Annotated in this window: 20 protein-coding genes and 1 tRNA gene; 5 read left to right on the forward strand and 16 right to left on the reverse strand. The window is 56.3% G+C overall.

Annotated features, from left to right (window positions below):
- Positions 1–108 precede the first annotated feature (108 nt).
- The 14 genes from JQR87_RS12425 to JQR87_RS12490 all read right to left on the reverse strand — a co-directional run bounded on the left by JQR87_RS12425 (position 109) and on the right by JQR87_RS12490 (position 13,623).
- A complete protein-coding gene (locus tag JQR87_RS12425) occupies positions 109–423 on the reverse strand; it encodes a ComEA family DNA-binding protein (protein ID WP_407296726.1) in 315 nt (104 codons plus the stop codon).
- Between the two features lie 129 nt (positions 424–552).
- The gene (gene flgL, locus JQR87_RS12430) at positions 553–1,818 is read right to left on the reverse strand and encodes a flagellar hook-associated protein FlgL (RefSeq protein ID WP_407296724.1); all 1,266 of its coding nucleotides are present in this window, start codon (positions 1,816–1,818) and stop codon (positions 553–555) included.
- A gap of 11 nt (positions 1,819–1,829) precedes the next feature.
- Positions 1,830–3,902 (reverse strand): flagellar hook-associated protein FlgK, encoded by a 2,073-nt coding sequence (gene flgK, locus JQR87_RS12435; protein WP_407296722.1) that lies wholly within the window; start codon positions 3,900–3,902, stop codon positions 1,830–1,832.
- Positions 3,903–3,904: 2 nt separating this feature from the next.
- Positions 3,905–5,098, reverse strand: a complete 1,194-nt coding sequence (gene flgJ / locus JQR87_RS12440) for a flagellar assembly peptidoglycan hydrolase FlgJ (RefSeq protein ID WP_407296719.1) — start codon at positions 5,096–5,098, stop codon at positions 3,905–3,907.
- A 10-nt stretch (positions 5,099–5,108) separates the two neighbouring features.
- The gene (locus tag JQR87_RS12445; RefSeq protein WP_407296716.1) at positions 5,109–6,212 is read right to left on the reverse strand and encodes a flagellar basal body P-ring protein FlgI; all 1,104 of its coding nucleotides are present in this window, start codon (positions 6,210–6,212) and stop codon (positions 5,109–5,111) included.
- A 13-nt stretch (positions 6,213–6,225) separates the two neighbouring features.
- On the reverse strand, positions 6,226–6,921 hold the full coding sequence (gene flgH / locus JQR87_RS12450) for a flagellar basal body L-ring protein FlgH (protein ID WP_019342804.1): 696 nt from the start codon (positions 6,919–6,921) through the stop codon (positions 6,226–6,228).
- A gap of 29 nt (positions 6,922–6,950) precedes the next feature.
- Positions 6,951–7,736, reverse strand: a complete 786-nt coding sequence (gene flgG, locus JQR87_RS12455; RefSeq protein WP_407296712.1) for a flagellar basal-body rod protein FlgG — start codon at positions 7,734–7,736, stop codon at positions 6,951–6,953.
- A 46-nt stretch (positions 7,737–7,782) separates the two neighbouring features.
- Positions 7,783–8,523, reverse strand: coding sequence for a flagellar basal-body rod protein FlgF (gene flgF / locus JQR87_RS12460; protein ID WP_407296709.1), 741 nt, complete (start codon positions 8,521–8,523; stop codon positions 7,783–7,785).
- 188 nt (positions 8,524–8,711) lie between these two features.
- On the reverse strand, positions 8,712–10,034 hold the full coding sequence (flgE, locus tag JQR87_RS12465; RefSeq protein ID WP_407296707.1) for a flagellar hook protein FlgE: 1,323 nt from the start codon (positions 10,032–10,034) through the stop codon (positions 8,712–8,714).
- A 31-nt stretch (positions 10,035–10,065) separates the two neighbouring features.
- Positions 10,066–10,746: a flagellar hook assembly protein FlgD gene (flgD, locus tag JQR87_RS12470; RefSeq protein ID WP_407296705.1), complete on the reverse strand. Its 681-nt coding sequence runs from the start codon at positions 10,744–10,746 to the stop codon at positions 10,066–10,068.
- 18 nt (positions 10,747–10,764) lie between these two features.
- Positions 10,765–11,208 (reverse strand): flagellar basal body rod protein FlgC, encoded by a 444-nt coding sequence (gene flgC / locus JQR87_RS12475; protein ID WP_407296703.1) that lies wholly within the window; start codon positions 11,206–11,208, stop codon positions 10,765–10,767.
- A gap of 12 nt (positions 11,209–11,220) precedes the next feature.
- The gene (gene flgB, locus JQR87_RS12480) at positions 11,221–11,625 is read right to left on the reverse strand and encodes a flagellar basal body rod protein FlgB (protein ID WP_407296701.1); all 405 of its coding nucleotides are present in this window, start codon (positions 11,623–11,625) and stop codon (positions 11,221–11,223) included.
- 203 nt (positions 11,626–11,828) lie between these two features.
- Positions 11,829–12,653, reverse strand: coding sequence for a CheR family methyltransferase (locus JQR87_RS12485; RefSeq protein WP_407296699.1), 825 nt, complete (start codon positions 12,651–12,653; stop codon positions 11,829–11,831).
- A 37-nt stretch (positions 12,654–12,690) separates the two neighbouring features.
- Positions 12,691–13,623 (reverse strand): chemotaxis protein CheV, encoded by a 933-nt coding sequence (locus JQR87_RS12490; RefSeq protein ID WP_407296697.1) that lies wholly within the window; start codon positions 13,621–13,623, stop codon positions 12,691–12,693.
- 198 nt (positions 13,624–13,821) lie between these two features.
- On the opposite strand from JQR87_RS12490, the gene flgA reads away from it, so the two are divergent.
- The 4 genes from flgA to JQR87_RS12510 all read left to right on the forward strand — a co-directional run bounded on the left by flgA (position 13,822) and on the right by JQR87_RS12510 (position 16,343).
- Positions 13,822–14,574, forward strand: a complete 753-nt coding sequence (flgA, locus tag JQR87_RS12495) for a flagellar basal body P-ring formation chaperone FlgA (RefSeq protein WP_407296695.1) — start codon at positions 13,822–13,824, stop codon at positions 14,572–14,574.
- A gap of 104 nt (positions 14,575–14,678) precedes the next feature.
- Entirely contained in the window at positions 14,679–15,008 is a 330-nt protein-coding gene (gene flgM, locus JQR87_RS12500) for a flagellar biosynthesis anti-sigma factor FlgM (protein WP_407296692.1), read from the forward strand.
- 43 nt (positions 15,009–15,051) lie between these two features.
- On the forward strand, positions 15,052–15,522 hold the full coding sequence (locus JQR87_RS12505) for a flagella synthesis protein FlgN (RefSeq protein WP_407296690.1): 471 nt from the start codon (positions 15,052–15,054) through the stop codon (positions 15,520–15,522).
- 71 nt (positions 15,523–15,593) lie between these two features.
- A complete protein-coding gene (locus tag JQR87_RS12510) occupies positions 15,594–16,343 on the forward strand; it encodes a flagellar brake protein (protein ID WP_407296687.1) in 750 nt (249 codons plus the stop codon).
- 75 nt (positions 16,344–16,418) lie between these two features.
- On the opposite strand, the gene JQR87_RS12515 is transcribed toward JQR87_RS12510, so the two are convergent.
- Positions 16,419–17,528, reverse strand: a complete 1,110-nt coding sequence (locus tag JQR87_RS12515) for a GNAT family N-acetyltransferase (protein WP_407296684.1) — start codon at positions 17,526–17,528, stop codon at positions 16,419–16,421.
- A 1,043-nt stretch (positions 17,529–18,571) separates the two neighbouring features.
- A tRNA-Arg gene (locus JQR87_RS12520) sits at positions 18,572–18,648 on the reverse strand.
- 529 nt (positions 18,649–19,177) lie between these two features.
- Between JQR87_RS12520 and JQR87_RS12525 the strand changes: the two genes are divergently transcribed.
- Positions 19,178–19,330 (forward strand): PA3371 family protein, encoded by a 153-nt coding sequence (locus tag JQR87_RS12525; RefSeq protein ID WP_434157908.1) that lies wholly within the window; start codon positions 19,178–19,180, stop codon positions 19,328–19,330.
- Positions 19,331–19,457: the final 127 nt, after the last annotated feature.

Here is a 19,457-nt window from a genome sequence, read left to right on the forward strand (position 1 = left end):
GCCACGTTTAAAATGACAGCGCTCGACCCCTCGCGTTCCTGATACAGCATTCGGATTGCATACAAAAAAGCCGGTCCAAAGACCGGCTTTTATAGAGATTCTCTCGGGTCAGTTCAGGCTCAGTTTGGCCCGATTTTTCTCAAGAATCGCCGCCCCGATTCCTTTGACCTCAAGTAGGTCATCGACGGAGCTGAACGGGCCGTAACTTTCGCGATGGTCGACAATGGCCTTAGCCTTGGCCTTACCGATACCAGTAAGCTCGCGAGTCAGTGTTTCAGCATCAGCAGTGTTCAGATTGATGGTCGCGGCTTGGGTTGCTACAACCTTTGCCGGTTCAACCGTGTCGGTAGTAGCCGCAAAGCTGCTGGCAGAAACGCTGGTGAGCAGGACGAATGCTGCTGCGTTGAGCAAAGATTTGATCATTGGTCATATCCCTATGAGTGTCAGATAAACGACGCGGTACTCCATGCGCCGCAAAGACACTCTAAGAATCAACAACCGCAAGTCAAGTCCGGACCGGTTTTCTGTGACCGGTGTCCCCGCTCGCCTGATTCAACGCATCGCGTTGAACAGACTCAACCCAGCAATCTTCACATAACTCTTCTGGGCGGCCTCAAGAACTACGGTCTGCATGGATAACCTGGACAACGCCTCAGCGTAGTCCAGCTCACGCAGCTCGGCCTGCACGCCTTTATTGACCAGCGCGACATCAACGTTATCGGTTTGCGTAGTTTCGATTACGTTGAGTCGGGCGCCGATATTACCGCGCGCCTGGTCGACACTGACCATACCGTGATCGATGTTGGTCAAAACCACAGCTACGGCGTCCCGCACGCCACTGCTGGTTGTCTCAGGTGTCTCCAGCGCCTTTCTGAAACTGGCGATGGTGTTGAGCAAGCCCTGCTTGTTCGAGTCGGGTGCCAAGGTGACTTCGATACTCTCGTTGCCGACTGCGGCACCGTCGAACTTCATGGCGACCCCACGAAATACCAATGTATCGCTCCGACCCGCATCACCGTCCAGCTTGCCTGACGCCAGCACCAGGGGATCGGACAAATCAGACGGATCCGCCGGCGGAGCAGTGAGGTCATAGACGACATAGTCCGTATCGGACGTAAATCGAACGCCAACCCCCCCTGCTGGAAAGGACGGGTTACCAGCAAAGGCGACTTCGTCCTGGATCAATGGGGCCGAAACACTCAGTGTCGAGCCTGGTGTGAGCGTGGGGTCAAATGTGGTTTGCAAACGCCCGGCGTTGGTTACGTTCTCGAATATCGACTTGCCGTTATCGCTGATCGGAATGTCCAAAGAACTTGCGATCTGTAGCTTTCGCTGCCCTTCATCACCCGCGTAGCTATAGCTTCCATCTGCAGCACGCACGAAAGGTTGGGTTTTACCTTGAAAGCCCGAGAACAAATACTCGCCGCGCGCATTGCGGGTATTCATCAGCGACAGCAGCTCATCCTCGCGCTCGCCCAACTCCGCGGCGATAGCTTTACGATCCTGTGGATCAAGGGCGCCGTTACCTGCCTGTACAGCCAGCTCGCGGACTCGCTGCAGTACGGTATTGACCGAGTTCAGCGTGACCTCTTCTTGCGTAAGGCTGTTCTTCGCAGCGGTCAGATTCGAGTTGTACTGGCCGAGCACATTCTGTTGCTGCTCAAGCTGCAGCAAACGCACCGACGCAACCGGATCGTCAGCAGGCGTCAGGATTCGATTTCCCGTGCTGATCTGCTCCTGTGTTCGGGCTGCGCTGGAGTAGTTTCGCTGGATGCCGGTCACGCCATTATTGAACGCTTGCAAAGTTGAAATGCGCATGGGCGGGCCTGTTACCTAAAGGTATTGATCAATGTATCGAACAAAGTGCGGGCAACTTGAATGATCTGAGCCGAAGCGTTGTAGTACTGCTCAAACTTGATCAGGTTCGCGGCTTCCTCATCGAGATTCACAGCCGAAAGTGAATCGCGGTTGTCCGTGGCCTGCTTGAGGATCGCGCCGGTCGCATCACTGTCCATACGAGCCTGCGCCGTCAGGGTACCGACGCGCTCGACCAGTTCTCCATAGCCATCGGTGAAACTGAAGCCGGATCCCGCTGAGCCCGCATCAACCCCAATGGTCTGTTTCGTCTGGAGGTCTACGAGCTTCAACGCATTGCGGTTATCAGAAACACCGCCCTGGTTATAACTCAGCGAGAAGCTATCGCCTGTCTGGGGTCGTCCGCTGACGTTAAAATCGAACTGATAGCTGCTTCCTGGCGCTGCCGTATAGGCCAAACGAACAGTGTTCGTCGTACCGGACTGAAGCGTGGGGGCCACTGAGTTGCCGGTGCCATCCACCAACGGGTCGCCGTTCGCGTCCACATAAGCCCAACCGCTGGGCAGAGAGCCAGCATTGGTCAAGGTGTAGGTGCCGTCGGCGTTCGCGGTTGTAGTGAGGTTCAGCCCGCCACCGAACGCCGTTTTGAGGGCGTTGAGATCAATTGGGGACGGTGCGGAAACCATATCCGGCTGGCTGATGGCACCCGTACCTGAGTTCTGCAGGTTGCTCTGCCCGCTCGCCACCGCAGCAAAGGCTAGTTGATCGGCCTGGTCTAAAGTTACGCTGATGTCCGCTGCACCACGACGAGTCGGGAGCAGGTTGAATTTATCACCAGCGTTTGGCAATGGGCTGCCCAAGGCAACCTGGAAACCCTGATCTCGACCATCCTTATCGGTAAAGGACAGCGGACCACTCGGAGCGCCGGACACGGTCATCAACTGATTGTCGCTCAGTCGGCGGACCTTGTAAGCGGCACCGTCATATTCCATGAGATAGTCGCTGGTGGTCAGGTCACTGGTATTGGTGATGTTTAGCAGTGGCTGGGCATTGGAGCTGTTTCCGGAAAAGGCGGTGACCCGGAGCTGCGCCAAGCTCGAAGCGTTATAGTCGCCAAACAGTTCCTTACCAACTAGACCCTTCAGGTCCAGTCCTTGCCCCAACTGCGTGTTGACCTGATCGCTTACAGCCAACGCCAGTCGTCCCAGCGAGTTCATTGTCGAGTCCAGCACTTCGCTGCGGTAACGGATCAGGCCACCCAGTTCACCGCCAGTGATCTGGGACGTAATACCCTGCCGCGAGCTACCGCTGACAAATTGGACCTCATGGCGATTGGGATCGCCTCGGCCCGGCACGATCTCGAGGCGACTAACCGTGCTACCCACTACCAGCGGCTGCCCCGTTCCAACCGAAATGTTGAAGCTATTGTCGTCCTGCGGGGTCACGGTAACGCCAATGTACGTCGACAGCTGACGTACCGCCTCGTCCCGCTTGTCGAGCAGGTCGTTGGGCTGCTGGCCATTAGCCGATGCGATAGCGATCGAGTTGTTCAAACTACCTATGGTGCCTGCGAGTCGATTGATCTGATCAGTGACTGCAGTCATCTGCTTGTTTGTGAAATTGTTCTGCTCGGTAAGGCGGTCAGACACGGTATTGAAGCGGCGCGCCAGGCCTTCTGCTTCAGCCAGCACCAGCTGGCGTGCCGGAATATTGGCCGGATCTTCCGCCGCGGTTTGCATGGCAGAAAAGAATTTCTGCAGCGATGGCGTAATACCGGTTGTGCTGCCGGCAAGCAGCGAGTCGAGTTGGTCGATCTGGCTTTTGTAGGCCTTGACATCGCTACTGATCGACGTGCTGCTGCGCAGCTGACTGGTCAGGAATTCACTGTAGCTGCGACGTATTTCAACCAGCGTCGTGCCCGAGCCCACATATCCTGCACCACTGAACTGCGGCGTGCGAGTCGCTTGCGAGGCGTCCTGCCGGCTAAAGCCCGGTGTGTTGACGTTGCTGATGTTATGGCCGGTGATGGACAGCTGGCTCTTGCTGGCGCTCAGGCCGGATAGGCCAATATTCAGTAGGTCAGCCATGTTTAACCCCTAGTCCGCACCGCAGGCGACGCGCTGGCGTCGGCGATTGTCTGATAAGCCTGCACTTTGCGAGCGATCTGGTTGATCTTGCGCGCGTACTGCGGGTCGGTTGCGTAACCTGCCCGCTGCAATTCGTTAACGAAACGTTCGGAGTTGCCAGACGCACTGGCCACTTGAATGGCTGGCTTGTAACGATCGTTGTTTTCCAGCAGCCGTACATAGTCGTTGAAGCTGTGTTCAAAAGAGTCATACGCCCGAAACCCGGCGACCTCTTTGGTGGCCTTGCCATTCACGTACTCGGTCGTAGTGACCTTGGCCGACTCGCCCGCCCAACCCGTGGCTTTGATGCCGAACAGGTTGTGGCTGTTGGTGCCATCCTTTTGTTTGATCATTGACTTGCCCCAGCCGGTCTCCAGCGCAGCTTGTGCGACAAGGAAACGCGGCTCGACGCCTAGGCGCTTCGCTGCCTTCTCAGCCATTGGCAACATGGTGGCGATAAACTCGGCCGGCGAGCTGAAACGCGTCTTGCTCGGCGCGCTTGGGGTTGTCGCCTCGACACCGTTGATCGTCAACCGTGCTTCCTGGGGTGCAGCGAATGCGGTAGCGGGCTTCCAATCCATATCGACCAGGGGCTGAACCGCGTCGCCCTGCTTGCCTTGTTCGGCCTGAGCGGGCAGCGCGGCGACATCCGCCGGAGTGCGCTCGGCCAGCTTGCCGGGTAGCGACAGCCGACGCTGATTGAGCAGCTGAACATCGTTTCGGGTCGGATCTACCTTGGCAATGGCGGCATTGGGGTTGCTCGACCACTTCGCGCCTTCGGTCTGCGCAACCTGGGCAAAGGGATTAGGCTTTTCCGCAGGCTTCTGATCTTTGCTCAACTGGCGAATCAGGACATCAGCAAGCCCTATTCCGCCACCTTCCTTGGACAGCGTGACCGAGAGCTGCTGGTCGTGCATATCCTGGTACTGCTTGCTGGCCTGGCTGTTGAACGGATTGTCTTTGGACATGACCTCAGTGGCCGAACGCATCGACTTGAGCATTTCGTTCATGAACAGGGACTCGAACTCCTGAGCGACCTTGCGCACGTTCTCCGCGCCGTCACGGTCTTTGCCCACCTTGAGCTGATTCAATCGATTCAGGTCGGAGTAGCTACCGCTATCAGGAGTACGACGACCCAGTCCCAGACGATTTTCCATGTCCCGTTCCTCAGATGACGATCAGGTCAGCTTGCAGCGCACCGGCCTGTTTGAGCGCTTCGAGGATCGCCATGAGATCGCTCGGCGCCGCGCCTACCTGGTTCACCGCCCGAACGATTTCGTCCAACGTCGTGCCGGGGCCAAACTTGAACATGGGCTTGGCTTCCTGTTCTGCCTTGACCTTGGAATTTGGGACAACCACCGTCTGCCCATCAGAGAGCGGGTTTGGCTGGCTCACCTGCGGATCTTCGGAAATGGTCACGGTCAGGCTGCCGTGCGTCACCGCTGCTGGTTGGACGCGCACGTTCTGGCCGATGACGATGGTGCCAGTACGCGAGTTGATGATCACCTTGGCAATGGCCTGGCCGACGTCGACCTCAAGATTTTCCAGGATCGACAGGTAGTCGACGCGCTGACTTGGATCCAGAGGCGCGGTGATGCTGATCGAGCCACCATCGAGCGCTTGCGCCACACCCGGGCCGAGCAGCTCGTTGATGTGATCAACGATGTTCTTGGCGGTTGTGAAGTCCGGACGATTGAGGTTCATGGTCAAGGTCGTGCCCTGGTTGAATGCAGTTGGCACCGGTCGCTCGACCGTAGCGCCGCCAGGGATTCGACCGGCAGAAGGTATGTTGACGGTAATGCGCGAGCCATCCGCACCGCCGGCATCGAAACCACCAACGACCAGATTGCCCTGAGCGATCGCATAGACATTGCCGTCGATACCTTTGAGCGGAGCCATTAACAGACTCCCGCCGCGCAGGCTTTTGGCGTTACCTATAGACGATACGGTGATGTCGATCGTCTGACCGGGTTTGGCGAACGGGGGGAGCTCGGCATGAATGGACACAGCCGCCACGTTCTTCAGCTGCACGTTGCCGCCAGCCGGCACCTTGATGCCGAACTGCGCCATCATGTTGTTGAAGGTCTGCACCGTGAATGGCGTCTGAGTGGTCTGGTCACCACTGCCGTTCAGCCCCACCACCAAACCATAGCCGATCAGCTGGTTGCTACGCACACCCTGAATGGTTGCGATGTCCTTGAGGCGCTCGGCATGAACCGGAACGGCGGCCAGGCACAGCAAGGCAACTATGAATGAGCTGAACAGTTTCATTGCCTGCACCTGCTTAGAACGGCCACAACGGGCTGATGAAGAAACGATCCAGCCAACCTGGCTGGCTGGCATCGGCGAACGCGCCAGTACCGGAGTACGTGATACGAGCATCGGCAATACGGGTCGACGGAACGGTGTTATCGGTCGCGATATCGTCCGAACGTACCAGGCCGGCTATCCGCACGAGCTCGTCGCCTGTGTTGAGCGTCATCCACTTTTCACCGCGTATCGCCAGAATGCCGTTGGGCAGCACGTCCGACACGGTCACCGTGATCGAGCCGGAAAGGCTATTGCTCTGCCCTGCCTGACCGGAGCCCGATGTATCTCGCGCCGCTTCATACTCGGCACCCAAACTCATGCTGTTGCCGGTCAATGGATTGGCCATCGAAACAGCGCCGCCGAACAGCGATCCGAGGCCGATATTGGCGCTGCTGTCCTTGGAGATTTTCGAGTTCGAATTTTTGCTGGCTTGGGTCTTCTCGTTAAGCGTAACGGTGATGATGTCGCCAACCCGGTACGCCTTCCGATCGTCGTAAAGATTGGTCTCGAAGCCCGCCTGGTAGATCGCACCGTTGTTCTGCGCAGCAGGCAGCGGTGTTCGCGGCAGAACCGGCGAGTAGTACGGATCGTTGGGCTTCGGAGCTGGCGCCATGCAGCCGGACAGAATCACAGCGGACATCAGCGGAAGGACAATCGACAAGCGGCGCATATTCACCTCAATCCAGCGGCTGACAGCTATTACAGCTGCTGGGTGACAAAGGACAGCATTTGATCGGCCGTGGAGATGACTTTCGAGTTCATCTCATAGGCCCGCTGAGTGGTGATCATGTTCACCAACTCCTCAACCACGCTGACGTTGGAGTTTTCCAGAGTGTTCTGCAGTACGGTGCCCAGGCCATTGAGGCCAGGGGTACTGACTTGCGGCGCACCGCTTGCAGCGGTTTCCAGGAACAGGTTGCTACCCATCGCCTGCAGGCCGGCCGGGTTGACGAAGTCAGCGGTCTGGATGTTGCCGATGATCTGCGGAGCCGGGTTCCCCAGCGTTGTGACCGATACTGTGCCGTCCTCGCCCACGGTAAATGTCTGTGTTTCCGGCGGAACGACAATGGCCGGCTCCAGCGAGTAACCGTTCGAGGTCACGATCTGGCCTTCGGCATTCAGATGGAAGCTGCCATCACGCGAGTACGAAACCGTGCCGTCTGGCAGCAGCACCTGAAAGAAGCCCCGGCCGTTGATAGCCATATCGAGCGGCTGCTCGGTAGTTTGCAGGCTGCCTGCGGTAAACTGTTTTTGGGTGCCAACGATCCGCACACCTGTACCCAGCTGCAGTCCTGAAGGAAGCTCGCTGTCCTGAGTAGACTGGCCACCTGGCTGACGGCGGATCTGATACAGCAGGTCCTGGAATTCGGCCCGATCTTTCTTGAAGCCAGTGGTCGACACGTTGGCCAAGTTGTTGGAAATGGTGGTCAGGTTCATGTCCTGCGCGGACAGACCGGTCTTACTCACCCACAATGCTGGAAGCATATCGTTCTCCTATGGCGCCGGAATCTGGTCGCGCCGACTAGTTTGATTAGCTGATCTGCAAGACTCGGGCCGCTGCGGCACCATCTTCTTCAGCAGTACGCATCATCTTCACGTGCAGCTCGAATTGCCGGGACAGTGCGAGCATCGACGTCATCTCGGCGACGGCATTGACGTTGCTTGCCTCAAGGAAGCCTGAGGTCACGCGAACCGCGGCGTCAGCCTCGACGGGCTGGCCATCCTTCATGCGGATGAGGCCATCAGTGCCCTTCTCCAACTGCTTGGGATCAGGGTTGACCAGTTTGAGGCGGTCCACTGTCACCACGACGTTCGGATCCTCTCCGAGCGCGCGAATGCTGATCGAGCCGTCAGCACCAATCTCCACTTTTTCCTCCGGTGGCACGGCAATCGGCCCGGCATTGCCCAACACCGGCAAACCGTCGCCGGTCCGAAGCATGCCGAGCGTGTCGATATTCAGGCTGCCCGTTCGGGCATAGGCTTCGCCGCCATCGGGCGCCTGCACGGCAATCCAGCCATCACCCTCGACTGCCACGTCCAGATCCCGACCAGTTTCCTGCAAGGTGCCAGAACTGAAGTCAGTGCCGGGCCGTTCGGTCATCGCGTAAACCCGTGCCGGAAAGCTATCTCCGAACACTTGCATCGAGCGCGCCTGTTCGAAATCACGCCGGAAGCCGGTAGTCGAGATGTTCGCCAAGTTGTTGGCATGTGCCTGCTGAGCACGAGCGTTCTGGCTCGCCCCGGTCATGGCTACATAGAGCATCTTGTCCATCGAACCTCCCCACGCTAATTGACGCTGACTGAATTCACATCACTTGGCTAGCAATGGTTGTGCCAAACAAATAAGAGCTACTTAAGCCTATGAAATACAATAAGATTTTCCACAAAAAAAAGGCCCCGAAGGACCTTTTGAAAACGAAGCGGCAGTTTCCCGCCACCCCGCGCAGTGCCAGATAACAATTACCGAAGATTAATGATCGTTTGGGTAATCGCGCTTTCAGTTTCGATGGTCTTGGCGTTGGCCTGGTAATTACGCTGCGCCACGATCAGGTTGACGAGCTGGTCCGAAAGCTCGACGTTTGAATCTTCAAGTGCGCCCGCTTGCAGCGAACCAAGGGTGCCGCTGCCTGGTGGGTTGCGCACAGGCTCGCCCGATTCGAACGACTGGACCCACTGCGTCTTGCCAACGGGCGTCAGACCCTGAACGTTGGCAAAGTTGGCCAGGATGATCTGTCCCTGCACCTTGGACTGGCCATTCGTATAGCGAGCAAAGATGGCACCGGTTTCGCTGATCTCCAGGCCCGCCAGCTCACCCGTTGTATAACCATCCTGGCTGACGCTGTTGACGGCGAAGGCGCTGGCATATTGCGTAGATCCACGCATGTCGAGAGACACGTCGAGGCCGCCAGCCGGCGCAGCATTGTTGAGCGCCCAAGTACCATCAGTATTTTTAACTGCAGGCTGCCAGCCGTTCAAAGGCGTAATCCCTCCGGTGGGAGTGAGCAGCGCCCCGGACGGAGTAAAAGTCAGCTGAGTGGAGCTGGGTGTTGTAGCAACCACCGGATCCGCGTCAGCTGGCTGCTGAGGGTTTCGGCCATCGATAAGGACATGCATCGTCCAGGTATTCGGCGTGTCGGTAGGCGGAGTAGCACCATCAGTCGGGGTTTTCACAAAGTATTGCGTCATCACGTGCGCATTACCCTGCTGGTCATAAATATTGGTCGAGGTGGACGAGTTATAGCTCAGCGGGTCAGCCGGGTTGAACGGCGTGTTTACCGGCTGGACGTTTGTAGAGTTCAGGTTGAACCCTTGGACAACTTTCGTGGTGGCCTTGGGTTCCTGGCTAGTGGTCTGGATCTTCAGGTCACTCACTTGGCCGGTCTTGATGTTGCCATTGTCATCAACCGAATAGCCCTGAAGGTTGTAGCCGAAGTTGTCGACCAGATTCCCTTCCTTGTCCGTGCCAAAATAGCCGGCGCGGGTGTAACTCAACGCACCGTTGTTGCTAACCTGGAAAAAGCCATTGCCGTTGATAGCGAGATCGAGCGCGTTCTGGGTGTAGTTGATGTTGCCCTGGTTGAACTGCTGCGACACGTTTGCAAGCAGCACCCCGCTGCCCTGCGGGTTTTTGCCAGTGCCAAGCACCGACGACGCATAGACATCCGCAAACTCTGCACGGGACTGCTTGAAGCCCGCCGTGCCAGCGTTGGCAATGTTGTTACCTGTGACATTGAGGTCCTTGCTGGCGGCACGCATGCCGCTAAGGCCGATATTGAACGACATGAATAGCTCCTGTGACCGGACGTGCCGGCAGTTACTGACCTATGACCTGAACTTTTGACAGTCCGATACTGCCCACACCGGCCAGATTGAGCTGCAGCTCTCCGCCGTTTTGTCCGAGCGTGACGCTGTCTACGTTAGCGGGAAGCATGGTGTACAACCCCTTCGTCTCACCTTGATAAGTGGCTTGCGCTTCGAATCGATAAGTACCTGGTGGCAATGTTTTGCCGCTGGAATCCTTGCCATCCCACATGAACGAAACATTGCCGGCTTCCTGCTGCCCCATGTTGATCCGATTCACCACCGTGCCCGCGCTGTCGTAGACGTTGACCGCAACGTTGCTGCTGGTTGTAGGGAGAACGATGCTGGCCTTGAACGTTTCGCTGGTATCCACAACAGCTTTATCGGTCGGCACAATCACCTTGCGACCCACCAGCGAAGAGGCTTGCAGCGCCTGGGATGACTGATAGCCGGACAGCATGGTTTCCATGCTTGAGTTCAGTTTTTCCACGCCTTCGACGGTACTGAACTGCGCCAGCTGCGCAATGAATTCACCGTTCTCCTGAGGTGCCAGCGGGTTCTGGTTATTCAGCTGAGTGACCAGCAACTCGAGAAACTCGTTCTTGCCGAGGTCGTTGCTTTTAACTTCGCGATCTTTGATCTGGTATTGGTCCAGTACCGAACCGGTACCGCTGACGCCGCCTGTCGTGCTCATGGCAATCTCTCGTTAGGGTTACTGGCCCAGGGTCAAAACTTTTTGCAGCATGGTCTTAGCCGTGTTCATCAGCTCAGCATTGGTCTGGAATGAACGGCTCGCCGAGATCATGTCCGCCATTTCTTCCACGACGTTCACGTTCGGGTAATACACATAACCCTCTTCGTTGGCCGCCGGATGATTGGGCTCATAGCGCGCCTGAAGCTCGCTCTGGTCCTCTACTATGCCCAGCACTTGAACCCCTGCCCCCGCCTGATCCTGTTCGGCGAACAGCGATTGATCCTGCTGCCCGTTGGCCTGCTGAAGCATGGTGGCAAACACTGGATGGCGCGCGCGGTAGGTCTGGTCGACGCTAGACGACACCGTTTCGGCGTTGGCGATGTTGCTCGAAATGGTGTTCAAGCGAGTGCTTTGGGCACTCATGCCGCTGCCGGCAATATTGAATACGCTGCTGAGGGACATGGCTTTCGCTCCTTATTCGCCGCGCAGGGCGCTCATCAGCCCCCTGAACTTACTGTTGAGCAAGGTGAAACTTGCTTGAAAGTCGATAGCATTCTCGGCATAGGCTGCCTGCTCTACCTGGGCATCAACGGTGTTTTGATCGAGCGAAGCGTGCGCCGGCGTGCGGAAACGCAAGCCTGGATCGGCGATTTCCATGCCCTCGGCGGCGATATGCTTGCTGCTGGTCACGGTCACACCGAATCCGCCCTGGTTCTTGCTGTTCTGTGCAGCAAGAACTGAGCTGAAATCCAGATCGCGTGCTTTGTAGTTAGGGGTGTCGGCGTTGGCAATGTTGTTGGCAAGCACCTCGGCACGCTGGGCGCGAAAGCCGAGCGCCTTTTCATGGATGCCAAGTGCCTTGTCGAAACTGATGCTCATGATCTAGCCCTTTGCCGGATACAAGTCTGCTTAGCAAACCACCAGCAAAGGCCATGCCATCTAAGTAAACGGCTGATCTATAAGTGTTTTATAACGGAGGGCGCGGTTTGCGCGTCAAAAGCGGCAAAGCGTGACCATGCTTTTGCCGCTTCTCCGGCGCCTGGCGACAGAATCCTGCCGCCGATTCGCCACGGATAGAGAGGCTACTTAGCCTTGTAAATGATGCCTGGGCTGCATTGCACCATCTGATACAGCTCGGGAAGCCCATTCAGGGCTTCGGAGGCACCAAGAAACAGATATCCGCCAGGCTTCAGCGTCGCGTGAATTCGCTTGAGGATGTCTTTCTTTACATCAGCGGAAAAATAGATCAACACGTTCCGGCAAAACACAACATCGAACTTACCGAGCACCGCATAGCTATCCAGCAGGTTCTGTACACGAAATTCGACACGGCTGCGAACAGTTGACTTGACCACCCAACGTCCAGGGCTCTTCACGTCAAAATACCGTTGCAACCGCTCACTGGATAGGCCTCGAGCGATCGCCAGACTGTCATACTCAGCCGCCTTGGATGCAGCAAGCATGGCCCCGGACAATTCAGTAGCCACGATCTGCACGGCCGTTTTCGGCTGGCCAGGGCTGAGACGCTCATACTCGTCGATGGTCATTGATAGCGAATATGGCTCTTGTCCCGACGAACAAGCCGCCGACCATATACGCAAACGCTGCCCGGGAGCGTTTTTCAAGAGCTCTGGCAGAACCCGGCTTCTCAACACCTCGAACGGATAGGTATCACGAAACCAGAGCGTTTCGTTGGTTGTCATCGCGTCCACGACCTGCTCGCGCAGGCCGCTACGCGGCTGGGCCTGAATCTTCCTGACCAGATCGCCTAGCGTCTTGATCCCCTGCTGCTCCATCAGCTTGTTCAGCCTACTGGACACCAGGTACTGCTTATTGCTGCCCAGCAGAATGCCGCACGTCTTTTCGAGGAATATTCGGAACTGATCGAAATCCGGATCACCTGACACTAATAATGCCCACCAGTCGTATTGCGAGGACGAGGCCTCATTTCTTATCCGAAGTACGGATCCGCTCTATCACCCGGTTGGCCAGATCATCCGCCTGGAACTTGGCGAGAAAATCGTTCGCGCCGACTCGCTTGACCATGCTCTGGTTGAATACACCCGAGAGCGAAGTATGCAGCAGAATGTGCATATCGCGCATCGCTGGGTCCTGTCGCACCTCAGTCGTCAGGGTGTAGCCATCCATCTCCGGCATTTCGATATCTGAAATCATCATGACGAATTCTTCGGTTGGCTTCTTTCCCTCAGCGACAAGATTCTTAAGATAAGTAAGCGCTTGTCGACCATCGTTGTGTGCCACAACGTCAATCCCGAGATTCTGTAGACAACGAATAATCTGCTTTCGAGCAACCGATGAGTCGTCGACGATCAATACCCTGCTGCTGGACGCCTTGCTGCTGGTTTCCTCATCCGCAATGCTGACAGACAACACCTCAGAAACAGGCGCCACCTCAGCGAGGACCTTCTCAACATCGATGATTTCCACCATGTGCTGATCGACATGCGTTACGGCCGTCAGATAATGATCACGGCCAACACCCTTCGGTGGCGGGAGGATGTCTTCCCAATTCATGTTGACGATCCGCTCAACCGACCGGACTAGAAAACCCAGCACTTTCGTATTGTATTCGACAATGATCGCGAAACTGTTGGGCAGGTCCTGGAGCATCGGTTTCCCGGTAGCAGCAGAGAGGTCCAGAATCGAAAGCGTGCTGCCTCGGATGTTCGCAACGCCACGCACTACGGGACTCGACCGTGGCATGACGGTAAGCCTCGGGCACTGCAGCACCTCTTTGACCTTGAATACGTTGATTCCGTAGAGCTGCTTGCCGTCCAATCTGAACAGCAACAACTCCAAACGGTTCTGTCCCACCAGCTGGGTACGCTGGTTTACCGAATCTAGAATACCGGCCATGCCAGTTTCCTCTTGCTTATAAGATGGTCGCCAAGGGTTGCAGTTCGAATTGATAAGCCCGCAAAACGAGGGAGTTGGCCTACTGCGTTAGTATTCATTCATTGCACATAGATTCGGTTTGGTCTGGAATCTCGCCACGCCTGCATCAAGCAACATTCTGACCGCACGTTACGGCACGCCCCTTGCTTCGTCCAATGCATGAACAAACAGACGACTTTTTTCCGGCATCCGTGGAAAGCGCTACGCCAGGCGCTTCTGTTATTCACCCTGTGCGGGCTGAGCCAAGTCGCTAACTCGGCAAGCATGACGAGCCCTGAACAGCTTATCGACGCAACCCGGGCTTTTCTTGAGCGCGAAGTAACGGCCTATTTACAGCGTAGCCAAATCGCAGCGCGCCATGAAATTCAGATCAACAGACTCGATCCGCGCCTTCGACTCGCTCCATGTGATCGTGCTTTAAGTACCAAGCTCGAAAGCCCGGCACAGCCAGTCGGCCGCACTACTGTACGGGTCAGTTGTGAAGGCAGTTCGCCATGGTCTGTGTTCGTACCGGCACAAGTGCACATGTTCCGGGAAGTCATCGTCGCGCGACGCCCCCTCTCCCGCGGAAGCGTAGTCGAGCAAGATGACGTTACCCTTGCCGAGCGCGACGTCAGCCTGTTGACCCAGGGCTACCTGACGGCATTCGATCAAGTGCTAGGAAACAAGATCACACGCAACGTCCTGCCCGACCAGGTATTACCGCCAACCTATCTCTCTGCTGCGGAAATAATTCGCAAAGGCGACCAGGTGGTAATTACCGCGAAAAATTCCACGATAAATGTAAGAATGCCAGGCGAGGCATTGTCCGACGGCGCACTCGGCAGTCAGATCCGAGTCAAAAATCAACGCTCCGGACGTACCATCAAGGCTCGCGTTATCGGCCCCGGCCATGTAGAAGTCGCGATGTAGAGCCAGAAGCATCGCTGATGCGCTTGCGATGAAAAAAAAGCTAAAGTTTCATAGGGATTTGCCGAAAAGCAGGCAAGCGTCCTGACTTATTCGAGGTTTCGATCATGGCTATCGATTTCAATCGGCCCAATAGCGCCGTCAATACACCGAGCACCGGGCGTAGCAGCAACGTTCAAAATACTGAGCGGCCGGCAGCACAGGCTCCGCGCGCTGACGAAGTTAAAAGCATTGGCAGTACACCGGCATCTGGCGAAAGCGTTCAACTAAGCGCGGAAGCCCAGCGCCTTCAGCAGACCACCGAGAAGCTTGGCCAACAGCCCGTCGTCGACCAGGAACGCGTAGCTCAGATCAAGCAGGCAATTGCCGACGGCAGCTACCAGGTCGACAGTCAGCGAGTTGCGTCGAAGTTGTTGGCGTTCGAAAGTCAACGCTAAAACTGGCTTTAGTTGCGCAGGCCAGAGTGCAGCAGAGGGCACCATGCAGGATACCGAATTGCTCCAGCAGCTCGTTGACGACATCGGCACCGCCCGAGCGTTACGAGAACTAACCGACGCGGAATACCAGGCGCTTGCCGAACGCAACCTGGGTGAGCTGGAACGTCTGCTCAATCAAAAGCAGGCGTTATTGGCGCTGCTGGGTCAACACAGCGCCTTGCGCACCCAGACCCTTGCCAAAGCACAGCTCGGCGCCGACCGTGAAGGTTTGGCTACGTTTGCTGCGGGTTCGGCTGTGGGCCAAGACATTCTGCTCCAGGCGGAACAGTTGGACGATATTCTTGCTGACTGCCGCAAAGCTAATGATCGTAACGGCAAGCTTATCCGAGCTAATCAGAGTGCTGTGGGAAGCATGCTGAAGATACTGCAGGGTAGCAATCAGACCCCCGACTTGTATGACCGTCGCGGAAGCGCCGCCAAAAGCAGCAATAATCGCCCGCTCAGCCAGGCCTGACATACGCAGCTCGATGATGTCAAAATGCTATTATTCAGCTGACGTCGTCATATGCCGGAGAGCAACGCCAAGTGTCCAGTCCGTTCGCCGAGGGTGAAGGCCCTCAGCCTCCCCAGTTACTCAAGACTGCCGCTGAAGTCCAAGCAAATCTACGACCACTGCTGGAAAATCACACGCCACTGCTGGTTCGTTTTGCCGACCGCGCTCAACGCTACCAGACCTTTCTGGTAGAAATTAACCGCGAGAAAGGCTGGCTGGCGCTAGACGAGCTGATACCTAACGATGGCGAGCGCCTAATCGCATCTGGCGAATCGTTTCAGGTTGAATGTTTCTACGAAGGCGCGCGCATCGCCTGGAACAATACCCACCCGGTGCATCTTGGCGAACTGAACGACGCACGCTGTTATTGGATTCCATTGCCCAACGAGATCCTCTATCACCAGCGGCGCAACGCCTATCGCGCAACACTCAATGGACAGCCCATTGCTGCCGGACTGAGCGGCAAGGCGATCAAGAAACAGCTGGTTGGCAACGTGCTGGACATGTCGGCCACTGGCTGCAAACTGAGCTTTCGAGGCAACTTTCAAGCCAGCCTCCAGTCAGGGCAGGTTTATGATCAGCTTCGCCTGGAGTTACCTTTCGGCGTTGTGACAACCGCCGCCGAGCTACGACACGTCGTGTTCGATGAGAAACTTGATCTTACCTTCTGCGGAATGCGCTTTTATCGCATCAGCGGACTGACGCAACGGCAAATCGAACGGTTTGTCTATCAGTTGCAACGTGAGGCGCGCCGCGACCAAACTGGTGGTCGCTTTACCTGACACGACAAGCCATTGCCAACCGATCCTGAACATGGCAACTCGGTTTTTATTCCAGTCCTGTTCAAGCTCAGCCCGCTAGCTCTTGAATAGGTACAGCGCTGCGTATTGCAAAAGCATAATCGTTTTGCCGTCCTTGATCTGGCCCTTCTCTATCATGTTCAGCGCCTCGTCGATCGTAAGCTCGAGCCGCTCGATGTCCTCTCCTTCCTCAACGATGCCACCGCCCTCGGCAACCTGGTCGCCTGCAGAATAGGCGCCAACGAAGAAGTACAGCCGCTCCGTCACTGACCCTGGACTCATGAACACGTCGAAGATCTGGCGCACCTCTTTAACCTTGTATCCCGTTTCCTCCTCAACTTCGGCTCTGATACGGGATTCCGGGCTAGCGGCATCCAACAAGCCTGCAGGGGTCTCGATAAGCAGGTCGTCGTGTCCATTGACGAACGCCGCGTAACGGAATTGCTTGGTCAGCAGCACGGTACGCCGGTCAAGGTCGTACAGCAGCATCGTTGCGCCGTTGCCGCGATCGTAGGTTTCGCGGCTCTGGCGTTGCCACGTGCCATCGTTGCGCAGATAGCTGAAAGTGTTTTTTCTGAGTACAGACCAATCATCAGCCAGGATGACACTCTCTTCTAATTTCACGCGGTTTGCTAAAGGCATGGCTGCAACGCGATGCGCTTCGCAGACATCGGCGCTGAGTTGTGGTGCTAAATCACGCGCCCCGTCTGGGAACTGCTTGCGCATTTTGAATCGATCAAAAAGCTGCCCGTTTCGCATTACTTGCTCGCGCTCGACGAGTTCAAAACCGTTGCGTTCGAAAAATGGACGCGCCGTGATGCTGGCTTCCGCGAAGATGCAAGAAATTACCGCGTCTCTAGCGTAGGCTTCTACGGTTCTAAGCAGGGTTTTCGCCACGCCCTGCCCGGCGTAACGCGGGTGGACGTACATCATGGCGAGATGACCGTCCTGCTCGAACTCAGTGAAACCAACAACAATCTGGTTGATTACAGCCACCCATGTCGGACGGCTTTCGCAGCGTTGCGACCAGACATCCGGATCTGCCTGGCTCCAAGCCTCGATTTGTTCGGGATCATAATCGGCGCTGGCAATCTGGCGGATTGCCTGGATGAACACATCGATGACGTTATACAAGTCCTGCGGGGCATAGCGGCGCACTTCCAGCATCGACTCGGTCCTCGTACAAAATGGTGGCAGGGATTGTGCGGCAAAATCAGTCAGTTTCGAGCAGCAAGCCTTCCGCACGCGTCGAGTGTCGTCTGGTGAGGCTGCCTCCCGCCATAGCCTCATCGACAAAACGGCTGGATTGGCATTAGTCGCAACCATTAGCAGAGCGGATCAAGCACAAGCTGCGGGCATTACCCTGACGGAGAAGTACTGCGACAGCCCGATTCACTCTGCCCGGATCATTTTCCCACCTTCGTTTTTGATGACTGTGTAGAATCCCGCGCCCGAAAACGCAGGAGACAAACGTTGGTCATCCACTATCTAGCGTCCCAAAGTAATGTTGCATGTGGGCGCACCGGCGCCAGCATAAGTAGCGCTAAAGAAATCGAGCATGTGACATGCAAACTCTGTCGCCGCTCCGTAGAAAAGCAGGCCAGAGAACCGATGCAGAAAACACCGACCCTGGCTGAGCTAAGGGCCGCAGCAAAAATACATAAAGCCGCAGCGACAACACCTGAAAGCGAGGGACCTTTTCGCAGCGCTTTGCCTCGGGCCGAGTGGAGGCTTCGCCTGGAACAGCTACAGGGCCGTAACCGGCTTCCGCGGGGTGAACTGCCACAATTGTTTGTGTAGCCAGTAAGGCCAGCGTCCATCTCAGCAAAGAGTGGACGCTGGGCTCCGACGATCAGCGCACACACTGACCGCCTGGCTCGTTCGTCGAAGCGAAAATCGCCCATCGGCTGGTTTCGGATCAGCCCTGATGAACAATGGCGATGGCTACATTCAGCCGGGACTTCTACGCCCTAAACCTATCCCGAAACCCTGCGCTCCTCCCCCTTGGCTAAGTGCCGATGGTGACGCAATAGACCTTTGCCATACCTGTATTTCATTCGTGGCTTTTGCGCTGACAAACCCAACGGAGCTTGAAACAAAGCCCATGCATTAACGGCACTGGCATCAACGCCAACCCAGCGAGGTATGGAGGGAGAGAAGAGTAACGAAACCGGTGCTGAAACCTGGCGACGAGGTCAGCCGGGCAAGGATGGTGTCCCAGGCGAGGTTCGAACTCACAACCTTCCCCTTAGGAGGGGGATGCTCTATCCAATTGAGCTACTGGGACGTTGAGGCGGCAGCATGTTAGCGGGCATTGATCCGTTTGTCATGCTGACCTACCGCAACCTGGCAAGCCGCCAGGGTTAAGCGCCAAACAGGCACCATTGCGTTTTGCATGACCGAGATGCGTGCAATCTTGCAATCCGCATGAGCGAGCTATCGACAAACCATCTAACCTGCTGATATTTAAGACATTTTTTGCACGCCAGCAATGGCATGGGAGATGCTTAAGTAGTGACACGTTACGCGAAGGAGACGCCGATGCTACGCCCAGCTCATCTTTTCAGCACTGCACTGCTGGCTGCTGTTGCGATCCCGCTTTTGAACGACATGCCAAAGGCATCCCCGGAAAAGACCGATCGTCATCAGACCCACGTGACTACCCACCAAGTCCTTGTTGCGCCTAAGACAATCAGCGGGAGCGCACCAATCCAACCTGTACAGCCCCAACGTTGGGTTTTTTAACGACTGGCTGTGACGCCTACTCGTTCTATAGGAGATAGAAGATGTCAGTATATGGATACGTATTTTTCGTGATGGGTCTGCTATGCGGCGCCTTGAGCATCGGAACGAGCCTTCCTGAGGCATGGAGCACTCTGGCTAAAGGCGGTGTAGCCCTCTTCGCGGTCTTGTTCACGGTTTCATTAGTGGTTGGTCGGCGAATCAAGTTCGACCCGATACTGCGCTAGCGCCCCAGCGCGTCAAGATAAGCGGCAGATCACAATACAGGCGATATGCCACCACCCCCGCCTTTACTATCGCTTTTGTCGTCGTACAATTGACGCCATTAAGCCGCCTAGTATCTTTTTCCCGGGT

This window comes from Stutzerimonas stutzeri (assembly GCF_051028275.1).
Taxonomy (GTDB): domain Bacteria; phylum Pseudomonadota; class Gammaproteobacteria; order Pseudomonadales; family Pseudomonadaceae; genus Stutzerimonas; species Stutzerimonas stutzeri_AS.

What these genes read in the sequence shown, in the direction of transcription:
- JQR87_RS12425 (WP_407296726.1), bottom strand. Translation starts at nt 423, where the DNA reads ATGATCAAATCTTTGCTCAACGCAGCAGCATTCGTCCTGCTCACCAGC.
- flgL (WP_407296724.1), bottom strand. Translation starts at nt 1,818, where the DNA reads ATGCGCATTTCAACTTTGCAAGCGTTCAATAATGGCGTGACCGGCATC.
- flgK (WP_407296722.1), bottom strand. Translation starts at nt 3,902, where the DNA reads ATGGCTGACCTACTGAATATTGGCCTATCCGGCCTGAGCGCCAGCAAG.
- flgJ (WP_407296719.1), bottom strand. Translation starts at nt 5,098, where the DNA reads ATGGAAAATCGTCTGGGACTGGGTCGTCGTACTCCTGATAGCGGTAGC.
- JQR87_RS12445 (WP_407296716.1), bottom strand. Translation starts at nt 6,212, where the DNA reads ATGAAACTGTTCAGCTCATTCATAGTTGCCTTGCTGTGCCTGGCCGCC.
- flgH (WP_019342804.1), bottom strand. Translation starts at nt 6,921, where the DNA reads ATGCGCCGCTTGTCGATTGTCCTTCCGCTGATGTCCGCTGTGATTCTG.
- flgG (WP_407296712.1), bottom strand. Translation starts at nt 7,736, where the DNA reads ATGCTTCCAGCATTGTGGGTGAGTAAGACCGGTCTGTCCGCGCAGGAC.
- flgF (WP_407296709.1), bottom strand. Translation starts at nt 8,523, where the DNA reads ATGGACAAGATGCTCTATGTAGCCATGACCGGGGCGAGCCAGAACGCT.
- flgE (WP_407296707.1), bottom strand. Translation starts at nt 10,034, where the DNA reads ATGTCGTTCAATATCGGCCTTAGCGGCATGCGTGCCGCCAGCAAGGAC.
- flgD (WP_407296705.1), bottom strand. Translation starts at nt 10,746, where the DNA reads ATGAGCACGACAGGCGGCGTCAGCGGTACCGGTTCGGTACTGGACCAA.
- flgC (WP_407296703.1), bottom strand. Translation starts at nt 11,208, where the DNA reads ATGTCCCTCAGCAGCGTATTCAATATTGCCGGCAGCGGCATGAGTGCC.
- flgB (WP_407296701.1), bottom strand. Translation starts at nt 11,625, where the DNA reads ATGAGCATCAGTTTCGACAAGGCACTTGGCATCCATGAAAAGGCGCTC.
- JQR87_RS12490 (WP_407296697.1), bottom strand. Translation starts at nt 13,623, where the DNA reads ATGGCCGGTATTCTAGATTCGGTAAACCAGCGTACCCAGCTGGTGGGA.
- flgA (WP_407296695.1), top strand. Translation starts at nt 13,822, where the DNA reads ATGAACAAACAGACGACTTTTTTCCGGCATCCGTGGAAAGCGCTACGC.
- flgM (WP_407296692.1), top strand. Translation starts at nt 14,679, where the DNA reads ATGGCTATCGATTTCAATCGGCCCAATAGCGCCGTCAATACACCGAGC.
- JQR87_RS12505 (WP_407296690.1), top strand. Translation starts at nt 15,052, where the DNA reads ATGCAGGATACCGAATTGCTCCAGCAGCTCGTTGACGACATCGGCACC.
- JQR87_RS12515 (WP_407296684.1), bottom strand. Translation starts at nt 17,528, where the DNA reads ATGCTGGAAGTGCGCCGCTATGCCCCGCAGGACTTGTATAACGTCATC.
- JQR87_RS12525 (WP_434157908.1), top strand. Translation starts at nt 19,178, where the DNA reads ATGGGTCTGCTATGCGGCGCCTTGAGCATCGGAACGAGCCTTCCTGAG.